16 protein-coding genes and 2 tRNA genes are annotated in these 17,798 nt (G+C 70.8%); 5 read left to right on the top strand and 13 right to left on the bottom strand.

Translation table 11 applies throughout. The features are described from left to right. Positions 1 to 13 precede the first annotated feature (13 nt). The 4 genes from AB3M83_RS07990 to AB3M83_RS07975 form a co-directional block, all read right to left on the bottom strand. Entirely contained in the window at positions 14 to 736 is a 723-nt protein-coding gene (locus AB3M83_RS07990) for an ABC transporter permease (RefSeq protein ID WP_412946781.1), read from the bottom strand. After that, the gene (locus AB3M83_RS07985; protein WP_412946779.1) at positions 733 to 1,413 is read right to left on the bottom strand and encodes an ABC transporter permease; all 681 of its coding nucleotides are present in this window, start codon (positions 1,411 to 1,413) and stop codon (positions 733 to 735) included. The genes AB3M83_RS07990 and AB3M83_RS07985 overlap by 4 nt, the downstream gene beginning before the upstream one ends. 4 nt (positions 1,414 to 1,417) lie before the next feature. After that, on the bottom strand, positions 1,418 to 2,254 hold the full coding sequence (locus tag AB3M83_RS07980) for an ABC transporter ATP-binding protein (protein ID WP_412946777.1): 837 nt from the start codon (positions 2,252 to 2,254) through the stop codon (positions 1,418 to 1,420). Between the two features lie 89 nt (positions 2,255 to 2,343). After that, positions 2,344 to 3,435 (bottom strand): TerC family protein, encoded by a 1,092-nt coding sequence (locus AB3M83_RS07975; RefSeq protein WP_412946774.1) that lies wholly within the window; start codon positions 3,433 to 3,435, stop codon positions 2,344 to 2,346. Positions 3,436 to 3,638: 203 nt separating this feature from the next. Between AB3M83_RS07975 and AB3M83_RS07970 the strand changes: the two genes are divergently transcribed. Together AB3M83_RS07970 and AB3M83_RS07965 are read left to right on the top strand one after the other, a co-directional pair. Next, positions 3,639 to 4,199 (top strand): RNA polymerase sigma factor, encoded by a 561-nt coding sequence (locus AB3M83_RS07970; protein ID WP_412946771.1) that lies wholly within the window; start codon positions 3,639 to 3,641, stop codon positions 4,197 to 4,199. Beyond that, a complete protein-coding gene (locus AB3M83_RS07965) occupies positions 4,196 to 5,275 on the top strand; it encodes a DUF4349 domain-containing protein (protein WP_412946769.1) in 1,080 nt (359 codons plus the stop codon). The genes AB3M83_RS07970 and AB3M83_RS07965 overlap by 4 nt, the downstream gene beginning before the upstream one ends. A 43-nt stretch (positions 5,276 to 5,318) precedes the next feature. Here the strand turns inward: AB3M83_RS07965 and AB3M83_RS07960 are convergent. Further along, a tRNA-Glu gene (locus AB3M83_RS07960) sits at positions 5,319 to 5,394 on the bottom strand. Positions 5,395 to 5,513: 119 nt separating this feature from the next. On the opposite strand from AB3M83_RS07960, the gene AB3M83_RS07955 reads away from it, so the two are divergent. After that, on the top strand, positions 5,514 to 6,152 hold the full coding sequence (locus tag AB3M83_RS07955) for an MBL fold metallo-hydrolase (protein WP_412946767.1): 639 nt from the start codon (positions 5,514 to 5,516) through the stop codon (positions 6,150 to 6,152). A gap of 52 nt (positions 6,153 to 6,204) precedes the next feature. On the opposite strand, the gene AB3M83_RS07950 is transcribed toward AB3M83_RS07955, so the two are convergent. The 4 genes from AB3M83_RS07950 to AB3M83_RS07935 are packed head-to-tail and all read right to left on the bottom strand — an operon-like array spanning position 6,205 to position 10,327. Then, positions 6,205 to 6,474, bottom strand: coding sequence for an HPr family phosphocarrier protein (locus AB3M83_RS07950; protein WP_412946765.1), 270 nt, complete (start codon positions 6,472 to 6,474; stop codon positions 6,205 to 6,207). Positions 6,475 to 6,504: 30 nt separating this feature from the next. Next, positions 6,505 to 8,574, bottom strand: a complete 2,070-nt coding sequence (locus AB3M83_RS07945; protein WP_412946762.1) for a PTS fructose transporter subunit IIABC — start codon at positions 8,572 to 8,574, stop codon at positions 6,505 to 6,507. After that, complete coding sequence (locus tag AB3M83_RS07940; RefSeq protein ID WP_412946760.1) at positions 8,571 to 9,548, bottom strand: 1-phosphofructokinase family hexose kinase; 978 nt, start codon at positions 9,546 to 9,548, stop codon at positions 8,571 to 8,573. Before AB3M83_RS07940 ends, AB3M83_RS07945 begins: the two co-directional genes overlap by 4 nt. Next, positions 9,545 to 10,327 (bottom strand): DeoR/GlpR family DNA-binding transcription regulator, encoded by a 783-nt coding sequence (locus AB3M83_RS07935; RefSeq protein ID WP_412946757.1) that lies wholly within the window; start codon positions 10,325 to 10,327, stop codon positions 9,545 to 9,547. The genes AB3M83_RS07940 and AB3M83_RS07935 overlap by 4 nt, the downstream gene beginning before the upstream one ends. 362 nt (positions 10,328 to 10,689) lie before the next feature. On the opposite strand from AB3M83_RS07935, the gene AB3M83_RS07930 reads away from it, so the two are divergent. After that, positions 10,690 to 12,810: a hypothetical protein gene (locus tag AB3M83_RS07930; protein WP_412946755.1), complete on the top strand. Its 2,121-nt coding sequence runs from the start codon at positions 10,690 to 10,692 to the stop codon at positions 12,808 to 12,810. Positions 12,811 to 12,878: 68 nt separating this feature from the next. Here the strand turns inward: AB3M83_RS07930 and AB3M83_RS07925 are convergent, their stop codons facing one another. Then, the gene (locus AB3M83_RS07925) at positions 12,879 to 13,652 is read right to left on the bottom strand and encodes a hypothetical protein (RefSeq protein ID WP_412946753.1); all 774 of its coding nucleotides are present in this window, start codon (positions 13,650 to 13,652) and stop codon (positions 12,879 to 12,881) included. A 147-nt stretch (positions 13,653 to 13,799) separates the two neighbouring features. On the opposite strand from AB3M83_RS07925, the gene AB3M83_RS07920 reads away from it, so the two are divergent. After that, positions 13,800 to 15,812, top strand: a complete 2,013-nt coding sequence (locus AB3M83_RS07920) for a DUF262 domain-containing protein (protein ID WP_412946751.1) — start codon at positions 13,800 to 13,802, stop codon at positions 15,810 to 15,812. A 23-nt stretch (positions 15,813 to 15,835) separates the two neighbouring features. Here the strand turns inward: AB3M83_RS07920 and AB3M83_RS07915 are convergent, their stop codons facing one another. The 3 genes from AB3M83_RS07915 to gltX all read right to left on the bottom strand — a co-directional run bounded on the left by AB3M83_RS07915 (position 15,836) and on the right by gltX (position 17,794). Further along, complete coding sequence (locus AB3M83_RS07915; protein WP_412946749.1) at positions 15,836 to 16,069, bottom strand: hypothetical protein; 234 nt, start codon at positions 16,067 to 16,069, stop codon at positions 15,836 to 15,838. 64 nt (positions 16,070 to 16,133) lie between these two features. Further along, positions 16,134 to 16,205 (bottom strand) — tRNA-Gln (locus tag AB3M83_RS07910). A 74-nt stretch (positions 16,206 to 16,279) separates the two neighbouring features. Further along, complete coding sequence (gene gltX, locus AB3M83_RS07905; protein WP_412946746.1) at positions 16,280 to 17,794, bottom strand: glutamate--tRNA ligase; 1,515 nt, start codon at positions 17,792 to 17,794, stop codon at positions 16,280 to 16,282. Positions 17,795 to 17,798 lie beyond the last annotated feature (4 nt).

Below are 17,798 nucleotides of genomic sequence, written 5' to 3'. Positions count from 1 at the left end.
GGGGGTGCGGGGGTCAGGCGTGCGCCGCCCGCGCGCGGCGAGGACGGCGGGCGGGTGATCTGCGGTTCGCCGCGCGCACGCCCCGTGGCAGTGCGAACACCGCCAGGAGGGCGAAGATTCCATCCAGGACGAGAGCGAGCGCCGCGACGAGGAGCGCACCGCCGAGGACCATGTCGAACCGGCGCAGCGGCAGGCCCGTGATGATGTACTGGCCGAGTCCACCGAGGTTCGTGTACGCCGCGATCGTGACGGTGGCGACCACCTGAAGCGTCGCGGAACGGACGCCGCCGAGGAGGAGCGGCAGCCCGAGCGGGATCTCGACGCGCCGGAGCACCTCGCCGGGCCGCATCCCCATCGATCGACCGGCGTCGACGACGGAGCGGTCGATCGCCTCGAAGCCGGTGTACGCACCGGCGAGCAGCGACGGGATGGCCAGGAGGACGAAGGTCACGACGGCGGCTTCAGGTTTGTGGAGCACGCCCATGACGAGGACGAGCAGCAGCAGCAGTCCGAACGACGGGATCGCCCGTGCCGCACCTGAGATGGCGACCGCGACGTCGCGGCCCTTTCCGGTGTGGCCGATCGCCCAGCCGAGCGGGACGGCGATGACCCCGGCGATCAGGACCGCCACCACCGTGTAGGCGAGGTGCTGACCGAGGGCGACGGGGATCGGCGCGAGTCCCGCACCGGGGTCGCCGGACAAGATCCAGGCGAGGGCGTCGAGGATCAGGTTCATGCGGCACCGCCCGTCTGCACGACGATCCTGGTGCCTGCGCCCGCGCTCCGGCGCGCCCACGGCAGTGCGAACCGGCCGAGCACCACGAGGAGGAGGTCCACGAGGAGGGCGAGGACGACGACGGCGACGATGCCCGAGAAGATCTCCTCCACGATCCGACGCTGGTAGCCGTTCGTGAACAGGTAGCCGAGGTTGGTCCGACCGATGATCGCCCCGACGGTCGCCAGCGCGATCGTGGACACCGCCGTCACCCGCAGCCCCGCGAGGATCACCGGCCCCGCCAGCGGCAGGTCCACGAACACGAACCGGCGGGCAGAGCCGTACCCCATCGCGACGGCAGCCAGGCGGACGTCGGGATCCACCGCGTCGAGCCCCTCCGCCACCGCGCGCACGAGGAGAGCCACCCCGTAGATGATCAGCGCGACGATGAGGTTGACGTCGCTGATGAGCGGCAGCCCCAGTGCGGTCGGCAGCAGCACCAGCAGTGCGATCGAGGGGATCGTGTACAGCAGGCTCGTGAACGTGATGATGCTGTCCCGGAAGATGCGGAATCGCCACGCCAGCGTCCCCAGCGGGAGCGCCACGACGAACGCCAGCACGATCGCGATCGCGCACTGTCGCAGGTGCTCGACCGACAGCGCGAGGATGAGATCGACGTTGTCGAGCACCCACGTCATGGCGCTACTCCGCCCCTCGCTCGGGCGACGGCTGGACCAGTGCGCCCTGGGTGCGCCCCTCGGCATCGACGACGACCGTCCCCGTCGGCGTCTCCTTGAGGTGGAGCGCGCGGCGCCCGCGCTCGACGCCCACGAACTGGGCGACGAACTCGGATGCCGGGTCCTCGAGGATGTCGCTGGGCGTGCCCACCTGAGCGATGCGGGCGCCGCGCTCGAGGATGACGACCTGATCGCCGAGCAGGAAGGCCTCGTCGATGTCGTGCGTCACGAACACGACGGTCTTGTCGAGGTCGCGCTGGAGCCGGAGGATCTCCCGCTGCAGTTCGGCCCGCACGATCGGATCGACGGCGCCGAAGGGCTCGTCCATCAGCAGGATGTTGGGATCGGCGGCCAGTCCTCGCGCGACGCCGACGCGCTGCTGCTGTCCACCGGAGAGCTGGTGCGGATAGCGATCCGCGATCCCGCGGTCCAGCCCCACCACGTCGAGCAGCTCGAGCGCGCGTGTGCGCGCATCCCGGCGCGATGTGCCGCTGAGGACGGGGACGGTGGCGACGTTGTCGGCGATCGTCTGGTGGGGAAGCAGCCCGCCGTTCTGCATGATGTACCCGATGCTGCGGCGCAGGGCCACGGCATCCCGTCGCGCGATCGGCTCACCGTCGATCGTGATCTCGCCCGCGGTGGGCTCGATCATCCGGTTGATCATCCGGAGCAGGGTCGTCTTGCCGCACCCGGACGAGCCGACGAACACGGTCGTGCGGTGCGCCGGCAGGACGAGACTGAAGTCGTCGACAGCCGTCGTCCCGTCCGGGTATCGCTTGGACACGCCGCGGAATTCGATCACGCATTCACCTGCACGTGTGCCACTCAATCACACCGTCCCGACACCGGCAGACTCTGGCGCAGCCGGGCCTGCCGGTGGTAGGGGGACGATCAGCGTCCCGTGGGCGGACCGCTGTGCTCCTCGGGGTGCTCCTGCACCGTCGCGGGCGTGCCCTTCTCGTCGGCGACCACCTCGGCGGCCTGGGTCGTCGTGTGCACGGGGGTGTTCCGAGCCTCGCGACCCGCCGCGATCAGGCTCGCGCCCGTCGCGACGATCATCGAGACGATGATGACGCCGAGGGACATCCACGTGGAGATCTCGGGCGCCCACTCGATGTGCTCGCCGCCGTTGAGGAAGGGCAGCTCGTTCTCATGCATGGCGTGGAAGACGAGCTTGACGCCGATGAAGGCGAGGATGAAGGCGATGCCGAAGTGGAGGTACTTCAGTCGGTCCAGCAGACCGCCCAGCAGGAAGTACAGCTGCCGCAGCCCCATGAGGGCGAAGATGTTCGCCGTGAAGACGATGAAGGCGCTCTGGGTGATGCCGAAGATCGCGGGGATCGAGTCGAGTGCGAACAGCAGGTCCGTCATGCCGAGGGCCGCGAACACGATGATCATGGGCGTGAACATCTTCGTGCCGTCGACGACGGTGCGAACCTTCGACCCGTCGAACTCGTCGCTGATGGCGACCGTCTTGCGGAGCAGCCGGACGACGGCGCTCTCCTTCTTCTCCTCGTCGTCGTGGTCGGCGCCGGGGAAGGCCTGCTTGTAGGCGGTCCAGACCAGGAACGCTCCGAAGATGTAGAAGACCCAGCTGAACTGCTCGATGATCGCCGCCCCGAGCAGGATGAAGATCCCTCGCAGGATCAGCGCGAGGATGATGCCCACCATCAGAGCCTTCTGCTGGTACTTCCGGGGCACCGAGAACTGCCCCATGATCAGAACGAAGACGAAGAGATTGTCGATCGAGAGGCTGTACTCGGTGAGCCATCCCGCGACGAACTGGCCGGCGTACTCGCCACCCGCGAACACCCACATGAGGGCTGCGAAGACGAGCGCGAGGGCGACGTAGAACACCACCCACAGGGTGGACTCCTTGGCCGACGGGATGTGGGGCCGCTTGATGATGAGGAGCAGGTCGGCGAGGAGGATCGCGAGGAGGACGACGAGCGAGCCGACCTCGAACCAGACGGGGAGGACCATGCGGGCCTTTCGAAGATGGGGAACCGAGAGTCTCTCCCCCGCCCTGAGGCGGCGCGCGCCCGGATCTCCCGCTGAGGGAGTTCGTGATGACGGACGCGCGAGGTCGGGATACTCCCTCTCGAACACCCAGGGTACCGCCCCCGGTCGTGAGACGATCGCTTCCCGAGCGACACTCCCCGGTCAGGAGAACGATTGAGGGTGCGATGGGCGATGCGGCCGTGAGGACGGATGCGGAACTGGTCGCTGCCGCCGCGGGCGGCAGCGAGGCGGCCTTCCGCGAGCTCTATCGCGCGTACGCACGGCCGGTCTACTGGCTCGCCCACGGACTCGTCGGCAATCCGGCCGATGCGGAGGACGTCATGCAGGAGACATTCCTCGCCGCGTGGCGGAAGATCCCCGGCCTCGAGCTCGCGGGGGAATCGCTGCTCCCGTGGCTCGTGACGATCTGCCGCTTCCAGAGCGCGAACCGCGTCCGCCGGCAGCAGCGCGACCGTCGCGTGAGCGCGGGCGCGTTCGAGGACGATCTCGCGGCGCGGGTCGACGTCGAGGACCAGGTGATCGGTCTCGCGCTCGTGGAGCGGGTGATCGCCGAGCTCGGCACGCTGTCCCCGCTCGACCAGGACATCTTCCGGCTGTGCGCGGCCGAGGGATACGCGTACCAGGCGGCAGCCGAGCAGCTCGGCGTGTCGCACGCGGTCGTCCGCAATCGTCTCTCCCGCATCCGCACGCGGCTGCGCGCGGTCGTCGAACCGGAGGGCCCATGAACACCACCGACATCCCCCTTCCCGAGATCGCCCAGGAGCGCGTCGACGACATCGAGCGTCGCGTGCTCGGGCAGATCGCCGCCGAGCGGACCGCCGCGGTCCGGCGACGGCGGACCGCCCGACGTCGGGTGTGGGCGGGGATCGGCGCCGCCGCCGCGGTCATCGTCGTCGCGGCGGTCGTCGGCCCCGGGCTCTCGGGCTCGTGGACAGGATCGTCGGCCGGGGACAGCGCGATCGAGCCCGGACGTGGCTGGTCGGAGGCGGACCTCGGCGGCGGGGCGGGAGACGACGCCGGGGCCGTCACCGACAGCGCCGGAGGCAGCGCCGCCGAGGATTCCGCCGAGGAGGCCCGCGAGGTGATCGCGATCGCGACGGTGACGCTCGAGACGACGGATGCCGCAGGCGCCGCCGACGATGTCGCCGCATCCGCCGCCGACCTCGGCGGCTATGTCGACTCCATGAGCCTGCAGCGGTCCGGGACGGACGCGGCGGCTTCGTCGCCCGCAGACCCGGGCGTCCCCGGACCGGACGGTGCCTGGATCACGGTGCGGGTGCCGGCCGACCGGCTCGCCGCGGCCATCGACGGCCTCGCCGAGATCGGGGAGGTGCGCTCGTCCGAGATCCGGCGTGACGACGTGACGACCCAGGCCGTCGACCTGCGGGCGCGCGTCGCGGCGCTCGAGAAGTCGGTGACGCGTCTGCTCGATCTCATCGCCGACGCCGACTCGACCGCGGCCCTCCTCACAGCCGAGGATGCGCTGTCCGAGCGGCAGGCGGAACTCGACTCGCTCCGCGGGCAGCTCACCCTCCTCGAGGACCAGGTCTCGCTGTCGAGCCTCACCGTCTCCCTCATCGAGCCCGCCACCGTCGTGGCCGCCGACCCGACCGGATTCGGCGACGGTCTCTCCGCGGGCTGGAACACCCTCGTCGCCACCGTGAACGGCATCGTCATCGGTCTCGGATTCCTGCTCCCGTGGCTCGCCGTCCTCGGTGTCGCCGCGCTCGCCGCCTGGGCGATCGCGCGGGCGGCGCGCCGGCGACGGCTGGCCGTCGAGAACCCGGGATCGGGCGACTGAAACGACGACACCCCCGACCGCGTGGTCGGGGGTGTCGTCGTGCTGGTGACCCCAGCGGGATTCGAACCCGCGTTACCGCCGTGAGAGGGCGGCGTACTAGGCCGCTATACGATGGGGCCGTTTTCGCAACCGTTCAAGTATGCACGACGATTTTCCGGAAGCCAAATCGAGGCGGGAAGCGGGCTCGGAGGGCCGCAGAGGCTTGTTCCGGCGGGGTCGCGTCGCTTGACTGGGGGGCATGCGCGTCACGAAGCACGAACATGCCTGCCTCCGTCTCGAGAGCGAGGGCAAGACCCTCCTGATCGATCCGGGATCCTTCACACTCCCCCTCGCCGACCTCAGCGATCTCGTCGCCGTCGTGCTCACCCATGAGCACCCCGATCACTGGACTCCGAAGCACCTCGACCAGATCCTCACCGACGCACCCGGCACGCCGATCCTCGGTCCGGCGGGCGTCGCCGCCGCAGCATCCGACTACGACGTCACCGTGGTCGCCCCGGGAGAGACGGTCACCATCGGACCGTTCACGATGTCGTTCTTCGGCGGCACCCACAGCGTGATCCACGAATCCGTCCCCGTCATCGACAACGTGGGGGTCCTCGTCGGCGACGGCTTCTACTACCCGGGCGACTCGTACGCGGTCCCCGAGGGCGTCGAGGTGCGCCTGCTGGCCGCGCCGATCGGCGCGCCGTGGTTGAAGATCGGCGACGCGATGGACTTCGTGCTGGCCGTCGCACCGCGCCGGGCGTTCGGCACCCACGACATGACCCTCTCGCGCGCCGGCCTGACCATGCACCGCAGCCGGCTGGAGTGGGCTGCGGAGCAGGGCGGCGGAGAGTTCCTCGCCCTCGAGCCGGGCGAGGCCACCGACCTCTAGGACGAGCGGATGCCGCAGGCTCTCGCCCACGGCATCCGCTCGTCGTCCGCGCTCAGGCCGCGTCGTGGTCCGTCTCGAGGAACGTCACGAGGCTGTCGAGCGCCGCGTCGGCGCCCTCGCCCTCGGCCTTGAGCGTGACGACGGTGCCTTGCGTGGCACCCAGGCCCATCAGTGTCAGGATGCTGCCCGCGTTGAGATCGGGGCCGCCGTCGACGGCGATGGTGACGGGGACGCCCGTCTCCTTCACCGCCTGCACGAAGAGCTTTGCGGGGCGGGCGTGCAGACCCGAGCTGCTCGCGACGGTTGCAGTCCGTTCGGCCATGGGTTTCCTCCTTGGATCGGTGATTCGAGACTATGCCGTGACGGGGACGGCGGGCAGCGCGGCGTCATCCGCCGGCAGCGGACGCCGGCGGGCGTAGCGCTTCAGGAGCACGACCGCGACGGCGCTGATGACGGTCCCGATCGCGATCGAGACGAGCCACAGCCAGAAGTTCTCGATCGCGAAGAACACGAAGATGCCGCCGTGAGGCGCCTTCGAGGTGATCGAGAATGCCATCGAGAGCGCGCCGGTGACGGCGCCGCCGATCATCGCGGCGGGCACCACGCGCAGGACATCCGCCGCCGCGAACGGGATGGCGCCCTCCGAGATGAAGGCCGCGCCCAGCAGCCAGGCCGCCTTGCCGTTCTCGCGTTCGGGCTCGGTGAACAGCCGCCGTCCGAGCACCGTGGACGCGAGCGCCATCGCGAGCGGCGGGACCATGCCCGCGGCCATGACGGCAGCCATGATCTGCAGGTACCGCTCGTCTCCGGCGATGCCGGCCGCGAGGTTCGCGGTCGCGAAGCCGTAGGCCACCTTGTTGACCGGGCCGCCGAGGTCGAAGCACATCATGAGACCGAGGATGGCGCCGAGGATGACGACGCCGGCCCCGGTGAGACTGCCGAGCCAGTCGTTCAGCGCGGTGGTCAGCAGGGCGATCGGACCGCCGAGCACCAGGAGCATCAGCCCGGAGGCGAAGATCGAGGCGAGCAGCGGGATGATCACGACCGGCATGAGCCCCCGCAGCCACCGGGCGACGTCGAGGCGGTTCAGCCACCAGGCGGCGAGACCGGCGAGCAGACCGCCGACGATGCCGCCGAGGAAGCCGGCGTTCATGAACACGGCGACCGCGCCGGCGACGAAGCCGGGGGCGATGCCGGGACGGTCGGCGAGACCGTAGGCGATGTAGCCTGCCAGCGCGGGCACCAGGAAGCCGAAGGACAGTCCGCCGATCTGGAAGGCGACGGCTCCGAGGTAGTACAGCAGTCCCTCGGGCGGCAGGTTGCCGATCGTGTAGTTCTGCAGCGCGAACACGGCATTGTTGACGCCGTCGTCCCCGTGCGGCAGCGCGATCCCGTACCCGGCCATGAGGAAGCCGAGAGCGATGAGCAGCCCGCCGCCGGCGACGAATGGGATCATGTAGCTGACGCCGGTCATCAGGGCGCGCTTGACGCTGCCGCCCACCGACGTCGGGGCGGCCGACTCGGTCGCCGAGGTCGCGCCCGCCGAGCTCACGCGTGCAGCGGACGGGCTCTTCGCCGCCGCCACCGCCTCCGCGATGAGCTGCGCGGGCTGCTCGATCCCGCGCTTGACGCCGGATCGGATCACCGGCTTGCCGGCGAACCGGTGCTGCTCGCGGACATCCACGTCGACGGCGAAGATGACGGCATCCGCCTCGTCGATGACCCGCTGGTCGATCGCCTTGTAGCCGCTCGATCCCTGGGGCTCCACGACCAGGTCGACGCCCTCCTGCCGACCCGTCGCGGTGAGCGCGTCGGCGGCCATGAAGGTGTGCGCGATGCCCGTCGCACAGGCCGTGACCGCGACGATGCGGGCCGGTCGACCGTCGACGGTCAGTGCCTCGTCGACGGCCGCCGGATCAGCAGCCGCAGGTGCCGGATCCGGAGTCGTCGCGGCCGGTGCGGGCGTCGGCGTTTCCGAGATCGCCGCACGCACGATTGCGAGGATCTCGTCGGTCGACGCCGCTCCGCGCAGGCCCGCCGTGAAGTCCTCCCGCATGAGGCTGCGAGCGAGCTTCGACAGCACCGCGAGGTGCTCCTCGGCCGCGGTGTCGGGGGCGGCGATGAGGAAGACCAGATCCGCCGGACCGTCCGGCGCGCCGAAGTCGACCCCCGGATCCAGGCGGGCGAAGGCGAGGGTCGCCTCGGTCACCGCGGCGCTCTTCGCGTGCGGGATGGCGATGCCGCCCGGCAGGCCCGTCTCGTCCTGCTCCTCGCGGGCCCAGGCATCGGCGGCCAGGCGCGCGGCATCCGATGCGCGTCCCTCTGCGGACACCCGCTGGGCGAGCGCCTCGATGACAGCGCGCTTGTCCGCGCCGAGCGGTTCGTCGATGCTGACGAGCTCCGCGGTGATGATCTCCGTCACGGTGACCTCCAGTGGTCGGTGGATGAGTGGTCGAGCTTCCGCACCGGCACGTCGCCGGTCGGGAGGTCCTGCGGGGTGGGGGCTTGGGTTCCGGGCAGCGCCGCGGCGGCGGAGCCGTAACGGATGCCGGAGCGCACCCGCTCGGCGGGGGCGGCGTCCGCCACCTGGGCGAGCAGGTAGCCGGCCAGCGAGCTGTCGCCGGCGCCGACGGTGCTGCGCACGCGGGTCGGCGGCGGCGACCCGTGCCAGGCGCCGTCGGGGGTCACCAGGACCGCGCCGTCCGCACCGAGGGTGACCAGGGCGGACCCGACCCGGCTGGGCACGAGGGCGCGCGCCGCGGCGTCCACCGCCTCGGCGAGCGGCACGCCGGCGGCGAGCGGGACGCCGGTCAGCTCGACGAGCTCCTCGTCGTTCGGCTTGATGAGATCGGGGCGACCGGCGGCGACGACGGCTGCCAGAGCCGGCCCGGAGGTGTCCACGGCGATGGCCGGGGCCGCGTTCCCCCAGCGGGAGCGCACGGCGTCGATGAGGTGCACGTAGAAGTCATCGGGCAGGCCCGGGGCGAGCGACCCCGCGAGCACCAGCCACGCGGCGCCGTTCGCGGCCTCGACCACGGCGGACGTCAGCGCCTCGGCATCCGCATCGGTGCGGGTCACGCCGGGGAGGTTGAGCTTGGTGGTGACGCCGTCGGCGTCGGCGATGGTCAGGTTGGCCCGCGTCGTCCCGTGCACCGGGACCGTCCGGGTCGGAACACCCGTCCGCGCCAGTGCCGACGCGAACGGGTCCTCGTCATCGAGGGGGAGCACCGCGAGGACGGGATGGCCGGCCGCGGCGACCACGCGCGCGACGTTGATCCCCTTTCCGCCGGCATCCTCACGGGATCCCAGCGCGGGCTGGACGTCGCCGACCCGCAGCGGGGCGCGGAGGGCGATGGTCCGGTCGAGCGAGGGGTTCACGGTGACGGTGACGATCATGCGATCTGCACCTCCACGTCGGCGTCGGCGAGAGCGCGCGCGAGGTCGCCGGTGGGCGCCGCGTCGGTGATCAGGACGTCGATGGCGCCGAGCGGCGCGAACGAGACGAGGAGCTCGGCGTCGAACTTCTCGGCGTCGGCGACGACGATCACCCGCCGGGCCGCGGCGACGATCGCCCTCTTGACGGCGGCTTCGTCGGGATCGGGGGTGCTCAGCCCGAACTCGGCGGAGAGGCCGTTCGTGCCGACGAAGGCGATGTCCGGACGCAGCCGCCCGATGGTCTCGACCGCCTGTGCACCGACGGCCGCGGCGGTGAGGCCGCGGACGCGCCCGCCGACCGCGGTGAGGCCGAGAGACGCCACGCCGGCGAGCGTCTGCGCGACCGCCATGGAGTGGGTCACCACTTCCACGGCACCGCCCGCGCGGGGGGTGCGGGCGAGCAACCGGGCGATCGCCGCGGTCGTGGTGCCCGCATCCAGGTACACCGCGCCGTCCCGTTCGGCGCCGAGCAGGTCGACGGCGGCGTGCGCGATCGATTCCTTCACCGCGCTGCGCTGGACCGTGCGTTCGGCGAGCGAGGGCTCCGCCGTGCTCGCCCGGGAGCGAGCCACCGCTCCCCCGTGCACGCGGCGGACGATGCCGGACCGTTCCAGCTGCGCGAGGTCGCGCCGGACGGTCTCCGTGGTCACGCCGAAACGCTCCGCGAGCTCGAGGACGGCGACGCGCCCATCGCTCACGACGAGCTGCTCGATGAGCTCCTGGCGCTCCGTTGCGTACATGTGGGCCTCCTTGGCTCGCCCACACGATACAACACAATACCACACGAAACAAGAGGTCCCGCCTTCCCGAGCACGACGAAGCCGTCCGGACGTTCCGCGATCACCACCACGGAAGTTGTCGATGTCCCACAAGGAACTCAAGCCCACGGATCTGGGACTTGGTTTCACACGCCAGAGTCTTGACCGCCTCCCCGGGCGCGCCCGCCGCTGCTGTTAGCGTCGACCCGCTCACGCCACGCACCCGCGCGATCGATGCCGATCAGACAGGGAATGTGACACCCGGGCACCGAGCCGGCGAGACCCCGCCTGATCGTCACCACCGTCCGCGACGATGCGGGCGCGTACCTCTCTTGGAGACCTCAATGACGAGATCACAGACCCACGAGCACGGCCTCGGGATGAAGATCACCGTCGCCGTCCTCGCGGTGCTCCTCATCGCCATGACCGCGTTCTACTTCCTGACGGCGGCGAAGCTCGACGACGGCGCGGGGCGCCTCGACGACGGCGCCGTACAGGCCGCCAGCGGGTCATCCGACGTGGCCGACGGCGCACGCACGCTGTCGGACGGTGCCGCGCAGGTCTCCGACGGCGCAGCGGCGTTGAACGACGGCGCCGCGTCAGCGGCGACGGGGGCCGGCGAGCTCGCCGACGGCGCCGAGACGGCCGCCACCGGCGCCGACACGCTGGCCGACGGGGCGACGACGCTCGCCACCGGTGCGCAGACCCTTGCCGATGGCACGGCGGCGAACCGCGATGGAGCGGTCACGCTCCGCACCGGTGCCGGGGACGCCGCTGCCGGTTCCGCACTCATCGCCGACGGCGCGGGCGACGTGTCCGAGGGCATCGGCACCGCGAAGGACGGCATCCGCCGTCTCGACTCGGGTGCCCGGACGCTCGCCGACGGCGCGAAGGCAGCCGACGACGGTGCGGGTCAGCTGTCCGCCGGCCTCGGCGTGGCCGCGGACGGCGCCGGCCAGCTCGCTGACGGGATCGGAACGGCGTCCGACGGAGCCGGGCAGGTGTCCGCCGGCGCGAAGGCGGCGGCAGACGGTGCCGGCGCCCTCGACGCGGGTGTCAGCAAGGCGTCCAAGGGAGCCTCAGACCTCAACGCGGGCATCGGTTCCGCGTCTGCCGGTGCCGGACAGCTGTCCGACGGCATCAAGACGGCATCCGCCGGCGCCGGCGCCGTGGCGACGGGAGCGGCTGACGCCGCCGCTGGAGCCGCTGACCTCGCCGACGGCTCGAGCGAACTCGCGGACGGCGCGGCGGTCCTTTCCGAGGGTGCCACCGGTCTCACGAAGAGTGCCGCGGACGCGGTCGATGCGCTGAAGAACGTGCCGGGCGGCGCGACCGCCGTCGCGGCTGGCGCGGGAGACCTGCAGAAGGGCATCGCCGCGCTCGCGGCCGATGTCTCCGAGCCGACTCTGAAGGCGCAGCTTGAAGGGCTCGCCGCGGCGGCGCGCGGCCTGGCGGACAACTCTGCTGTCGTCAGCGGCGGCGTGACCAAGATGTACAGCGCTCTCAGCGCGGTGTCCGAGGGCGCGGCCGCCGTCGCCGACGGCGCCGCCAAGGCGTCTGCGGGGGCAGGGTCCGTGAAGATCGGCGCCGCGGAGCTGTCCACGGGTTTGAAGACGCTGGAAGTCGGTACCGCGAACCTCGCCGCGGGCCTCGGCACCGCCGCGACGAAGTCCGGTGAGCTCGCTGCCGGCCTCGGACAGATCAAGACCGGCTCGGGCGACCTGGTCGCGGGCCTCGGCCAGGTCAAGGGCGGCTCCACGTCTCTCGTCTCCGGCCTGGGCGATCTCGAGACGGGCTCGAGCGATCTCGCCGCCGGCCTCGACACGGCCGCAGCCAAGTCCGGCGAACTCGCCGCAGGCGTCTCGACAGCGGCATCCAAGTCCGGTGAACTCGCCGCGGGCGTGGGCAAGGTCGCCGACGGCGCCGGCGACGTCTCCACGGGCGTGACGACCCTCGACACGAGGACGGACGAGCTCGTGGCCGGAGGGCGGCGACTCGCCACGAAGGCGGGCGACCTTCGCGACGGGCTGTGGACGATCCACGCCGGGACGCAGCGACTCGCCGACGGTTCGCTGCGGCTGTTCACCGGCGCGCAGAACCTCTCCGCCGGTGCCGGGACGCTCTCGACGGGCGCAGGCTCCCTGGCCGACGGCACGCAGAAGCTGTGGCGGGGTGCGGGCGACCTGTCGACCGGCCTCGGCACGCTCTCGGCGGGCGCGGGCGACCTCGCGACCGGCTCGACCACGCTCTCCGACGGCGCGACGACCCTCGCGGACGGCACCGGCCGCCTGGAGGCGGGCAATTCCGAGATCGCGGACGGAACGAGCGAGCTCGCCGCCGGCACGTCGAGCCTCACGCCGATGCTCCTGCCGTGGATCTTCGGCGTCGCCATCGCCGGCCTGATCGCGATCGTGCTGTGGCTCGCCCACCGCATCGCGCATCGTCGCCGCGTGACGGAGGTGTAGCCGCACGGAGCACGAGAAGCGCCCCCGACGCGATCGTCGGGGGCGCTTCTGCGTGCGGGTCGTGAGGCTCAGGCCTCGCTCATCGCGATGACTTCCTTCTGACCGCGGGCGGCCAGTGCTGCGGCACGGGCCGCGATGCGGCGGGCCTGCTCGGCCTGCGCGGCGTCGATCGTCTCCTGGTCGAGCGGGACGCTCTCCACCTTGTTCACGGCGTTGTACTTCGCGAGGTAGGCGTCGAGCTCGGGGCCGGACTCCCACGACGTGATGAGGCAGTAGCGCGGCTCGTCGCCGAAGTGCGCGGCTGCATGCCAGAGGCGCTGCGTGTCGATGACCAGCTGCGCACCGGCGGGCAGCGCGATGCGGGTCTCCTCGCTCGGGTCGGTCCGGTTCTCACGCAGGACGAAGAAGCTGTCCTTGTCGTCGGTGAGGTTGAAGAAGCTGCGGACCACCCAGCCCGTGCCGTCCGGGTTCAGGCGGTTGTTGTCGTCCTGGTGCAGGTTGTACAGCGCGTCGGCGTACGTGTTCGGCTGCAGCTCGATGATGCGGCAGCGACCGACGTTGGCGCCGGGCTCGAGGGCGCGCTCGGTGAGGGTGGGCGCCTTCTCGGTCTGCGACGGGATCCAGACGCCGTCCTTGTCGGTGCGCGGCGGCTGGTGGTTCCAGAAGCCGTTGCACTCGATCTCGCCCTTCGCGGATGCGAGCGGCGCGAAGCGCGTGTCTCCGGAGGACTTCCAATCGACGTACTCGATGTCGAGCCATTCCTTGGGATCGATTTCCTTGCCATAGCTGTCGAGGACGACGTAGCCGGTCTCCTCGAGTGCAGCGCTCTTGATGTAACCCATGCGGATCAACCTTTCTGCCGGGCGAGCGAAGTTTTTACAGGCCCGACTTAGGCAAGCCTACGCAGGAGCCCGCCAGGAGTCCTGGAACCCGGCCGGGAAAAACGCGGGCGATAGGATCGAAGGGCCGCGAGGAGCGATTCGGAGAACATGAGCACTGCCACGAATGTCGAAGCGACCGCTGTCAACACGATCGGCTGGCTGTCGGCATCCGACACCACGATCGTCGTCCCGGTCTACCAGCGGCAGTACCGCTGGGACATCGGCGGCTGCGAACAGCTGCTGGGCGACATCCGGGCCGTGGCTGCGACGGATGCCGCTGACACCCACTTCATCGGATCGATCCTGTCGGCCGCGAGCACCTCGGCCGACGACGATGCGCACCTCGTCCTCATCGACGGGCAGCAGCGCATCACCACGCTCATGCTCCTGATCGCCGCCCTCCACCACACCCTCCGCGAGGACGACCCCGATCTCGCCGCGGATCTCGAGCGCGTGCTGGTCAGGCACGATGCCCCGGGCCGCACCAAGCTGCGTCCGCACCGAGCGTGGGCCGACGTCTTCGAGAGCGTCGTCCTCGACCAGCGCGCGCCGCAGGACGCCCAGCGGGAGTCCCGGTTCGACGACAACTACGCGTTCTTCCGCAGCCAGATCCGTCCCGATGAGGCGGCCGACATCTGGCGAGGCCTGCAGAAGCTCGAGCACGTCTCGATCACCCTGGGGGCCGATGCCAACGCTCAGCAGATCTTCGAGAGCCTCAACTCGACCGGCGAGCCGCTGCGCGACCACGAGCTCATCCACAACTACGTGCTCATGGGACTCTCGCACACCGAGCAGACCGAGATCGAGAACGAGTACTGGCTTCCGATCGAGGAGAACACCGGCGAGCAGATCGGGGCGTTCTGGCGCCACTATCTCGTGATGCTCACCGGACGCGAAGTGCTCGTCGAGGGCGAACGCGGTGTGTATGACGCCTTCCGGCACGAGTTCCCGCGCCTGGACGTCGCGACGCTGCGGGAGCGCGCCGCGCAGTGGCGCGAGCTGTCCGAGATCTACCGGCTGCTGCTTCACCCCGACGAGACTCCGGATGCCGAGATCGGCGGGCATTTCGCCGCCCTCAACATCCTCGGCCGCGGCATGTACCCCCTCGCGCTGCGGCTGTACCGCGACCACCGGCACGGCGAGCTCGCGGCATCCGATCTCATCGCCTCGCTCGAGGACGTCGAATCGCTCCTGCTCCGGCGCACGGTCGTGGGCCTGCCGAACGAGCGACTGGTCGCCCGGTTCTGCCGCGCAGCCGATCAGGGTCGCGACGCCCTCCTGCTCGCGATCGCCCGGATCACGCCCTCGGACGAACGCACCCGGGTGGGCCTCCGCTACGGCGAGCTCCCGCACGCGGGGTACGTCCTCGCGCGACTCGCGGGCGTCTCCCCCGACGACCTCCTCGACCTCGAGCACGTGCTGCCGGTCGCGCCCTCGGACGACTGGACCGGCGACGGGACGCGCCGCTGGGGCGACTACACCGACGACGAGCAGAACGCCCACCGCGCGCTGAGCCAGACGCTCGGCAACCTGACCCTGCTCGAGCCGGAGCTCGCCGAGCGCGTCTTCGACGCGTCGTATCCCCTCAAGCGGGACGCCTACGCGCGGAGCGCGGTCGCGTTCACGCGCGCCGTGACGGATGCCGCGACGTGGGGCACCCCGCAGATCGCGGCGCGCACCGAGGAGCTCACCGCCCGCTTCATGCGGACGTGGCGGCGCCCGGCCGTCGTCGGGATCGACGACGACAACCTCACGCCCGTGCTCGACGCGAAAAAGCGCCGCGGCTGGCCGCGCGGCTGGCAGCGCGAGTTCGACTACGTCGAGTACCGCGGTGAGCACTGGGAGGTCAAGGACGTCCGATACCTCTTCAACCGCGTCTTCAAGCGGCTGTGGGCGGACTCGCCGGAGAGCGTCGTCGATTTCAGCGCGCGACGCGGTGGTCCGGTCTACCCCGCGAAGGCGTGGAACGGCCAGTGGGACGAACTCGCCGAGGGCCGGTACCTCTACATGGGCTGGGACTCGAAGTACATGCTGAGCGCCGTGCAGGGGGTGCTCGACGAGGCCGGCTGGGCATCGGAGGTCTTCGTCAAGTACTCCTACGTCGGCGACGCGATGCGCTGACCCCGGCCGCCTCGCACGTGCGCCTAGTCCCCGTCGCCGTCTGCGGACCCCGGATCGCCCGTGCCGTCCGCGAGGAAGTCGCCGACCGGGATCTCGATGGAGGTGACGTCGGCCGGCCGCGTGGCGAGCAGATCCGGCTGCCACGGCGCCGCTTCCTCACCGCGGAGCAGTTCCGCCTCGGTCCGCGGCGGCAGCGGCTCCGACGGCAGTCCGGCCCATTCCGACGGCTCTTCCGGGCGTGACGAGAAAAGTCCCATGGTTCATTGTCGCGCTGCGCCCGGGAACGGCAAAACCCCCGCCGTAGCGGGGGTTTTCACCTTGCTGGGGTACCTGGACTCGAACCAAGAACAACGGAACCAGAAACCGCCGTGTTGCCAATTACACCATACCCCAAGGGGGTCCAGCCGAAGCCGTTCCGAAGGTCAAGCTTAGCCCACGGTTCGACTTCGGCCAAACTGAGCGGCGCGTCAGCCGCGGGACGCGCGCAGCTGTGCGAGGCGACTCAGCGTCTCCGTCTTGCCCAGCAGTTCCATCGATTCGAACAGCGGTGGGGACACCCGCCGTCCACTGAGAGCCACCCGGGCGGGGCCGTAGGCGACGCGCGGCTTCAGGCCGAGGCCGTCGATCAGCGCGGCGGCGAGGGCCGCCTGGATGTCGGCCGCCACGAAGGCGTCCTCCGGCACGTCTGCCAGGGCCGCTTCCGAGGCGGCGAGGACCTCGACGGCGTTGGCCGGGAGGGCCTTGAGCGCGTCCTCGTCGTACGCGTCGACGTCGCGGAACAGGAACCCGAGCAGGCCGGGTGCCTCGCCGAGCATCTGCATGCGCTCCTGGACGAGCGGCGCCGCCCGGTGCAGCATCTCCCGCTGCGCATCGGTCGGAGGAACGCTCAGCACGCCGGCGCCGACCAGGTACGGCGTGAGCCGAGACGCGAAGTCCTCGGGCGCCAGCATCCGGATGTGGTCGCCGTTGATCGACTCCGCTTTCTTCTGGTCGAAGCGGGCGGGGTTGGGGTTGACGTCGACGATGTCGAACGCCTCGATCAGCTCCTGCCGGGAGAACACGTCGCGGTCGGGCGCGATAGACCAGCCGAGCAGGGAGAGATAGTTGAGCAGGCCCTCGTGGATGAATCCCTTCTCGCGCTGCAGGAAGAGGTCCGCCTTGGGGTCGCGCTTGGAGAGCTTCTTGGTGCCCTCCTCGCCCAGGACGAGCGGCATGTGTGCGAAGCGGGGCACGAAGGTCGTGACGCCCGCGTCGATGAGCGCAGCGTAGAGGGCGAGCTGGCGCGCCGTGGACGGCATGAGATCCTCGCCGCGGAGGACGTGGGTGATGCCCATCAGGGCGTCGTCCACCGGATTGGTGAACGTGTAGAGCGGCACTCCCCCGGCCCGCACGACGACGAAGTCGGGGAAGGAACCGGCGGGGAACGTCACCTCGCCGCGGATGAGATCGACGTAGGTCAGGTCCTCGTCGGGGACGCGCAGGCGCCAGGCGGGCTCCCGACCCTCCGCACGGAAGGCGGCCTTCTGCTCGTCGGTGAGGGTGCGGTCGTGGTTGTCGTACCCGAGCTGCGTGGCGCGGCCGGCAGCCGAGTTCCGAGCGTCGATCTCCTCGGCGGTCGAGTACGACTCGTACACCGCGCCTGAGGCGATGAGCTTCTCCAGGACGCCGCGGTAGACGTCGTGGCGCTGCGACTGCCGGTACGGCTCGTGCGGACCGCCCTTCTCGACACCCTCGTCCCAGTCGATCTCGAGCCAGGTCAGAGCGTCGACGAGCTGGCGATAGCTCTCCTCGCTGTCACGGGCGGCATCCGTGTCCTCGACGCGGAAGACCATCTTGCCGCCGGTGTGGCGGGCGTAGGCCCAGTTGAACAGCGCCGTGCGGACCATGCCGACGTGCGGCAGGCCGGTCGGCGACGGGCAGAAGCGGACGCGGACGTCCGTTCCGGAGGCGGTCGTGGTCAGGGGGTGCGGTGCGGCAGACATCGCG

Source organism: Microbacterium pasadenense (assembly GCF_047246565.1).
GTDB lineage: Bacteria > Actinomycetota > Actinomycetes > Actinomycetales > Microbacteriaceae > Microbacterium.
This window is presented reverse-complemented; position numbering and strand designations above follow the sequence as displayed.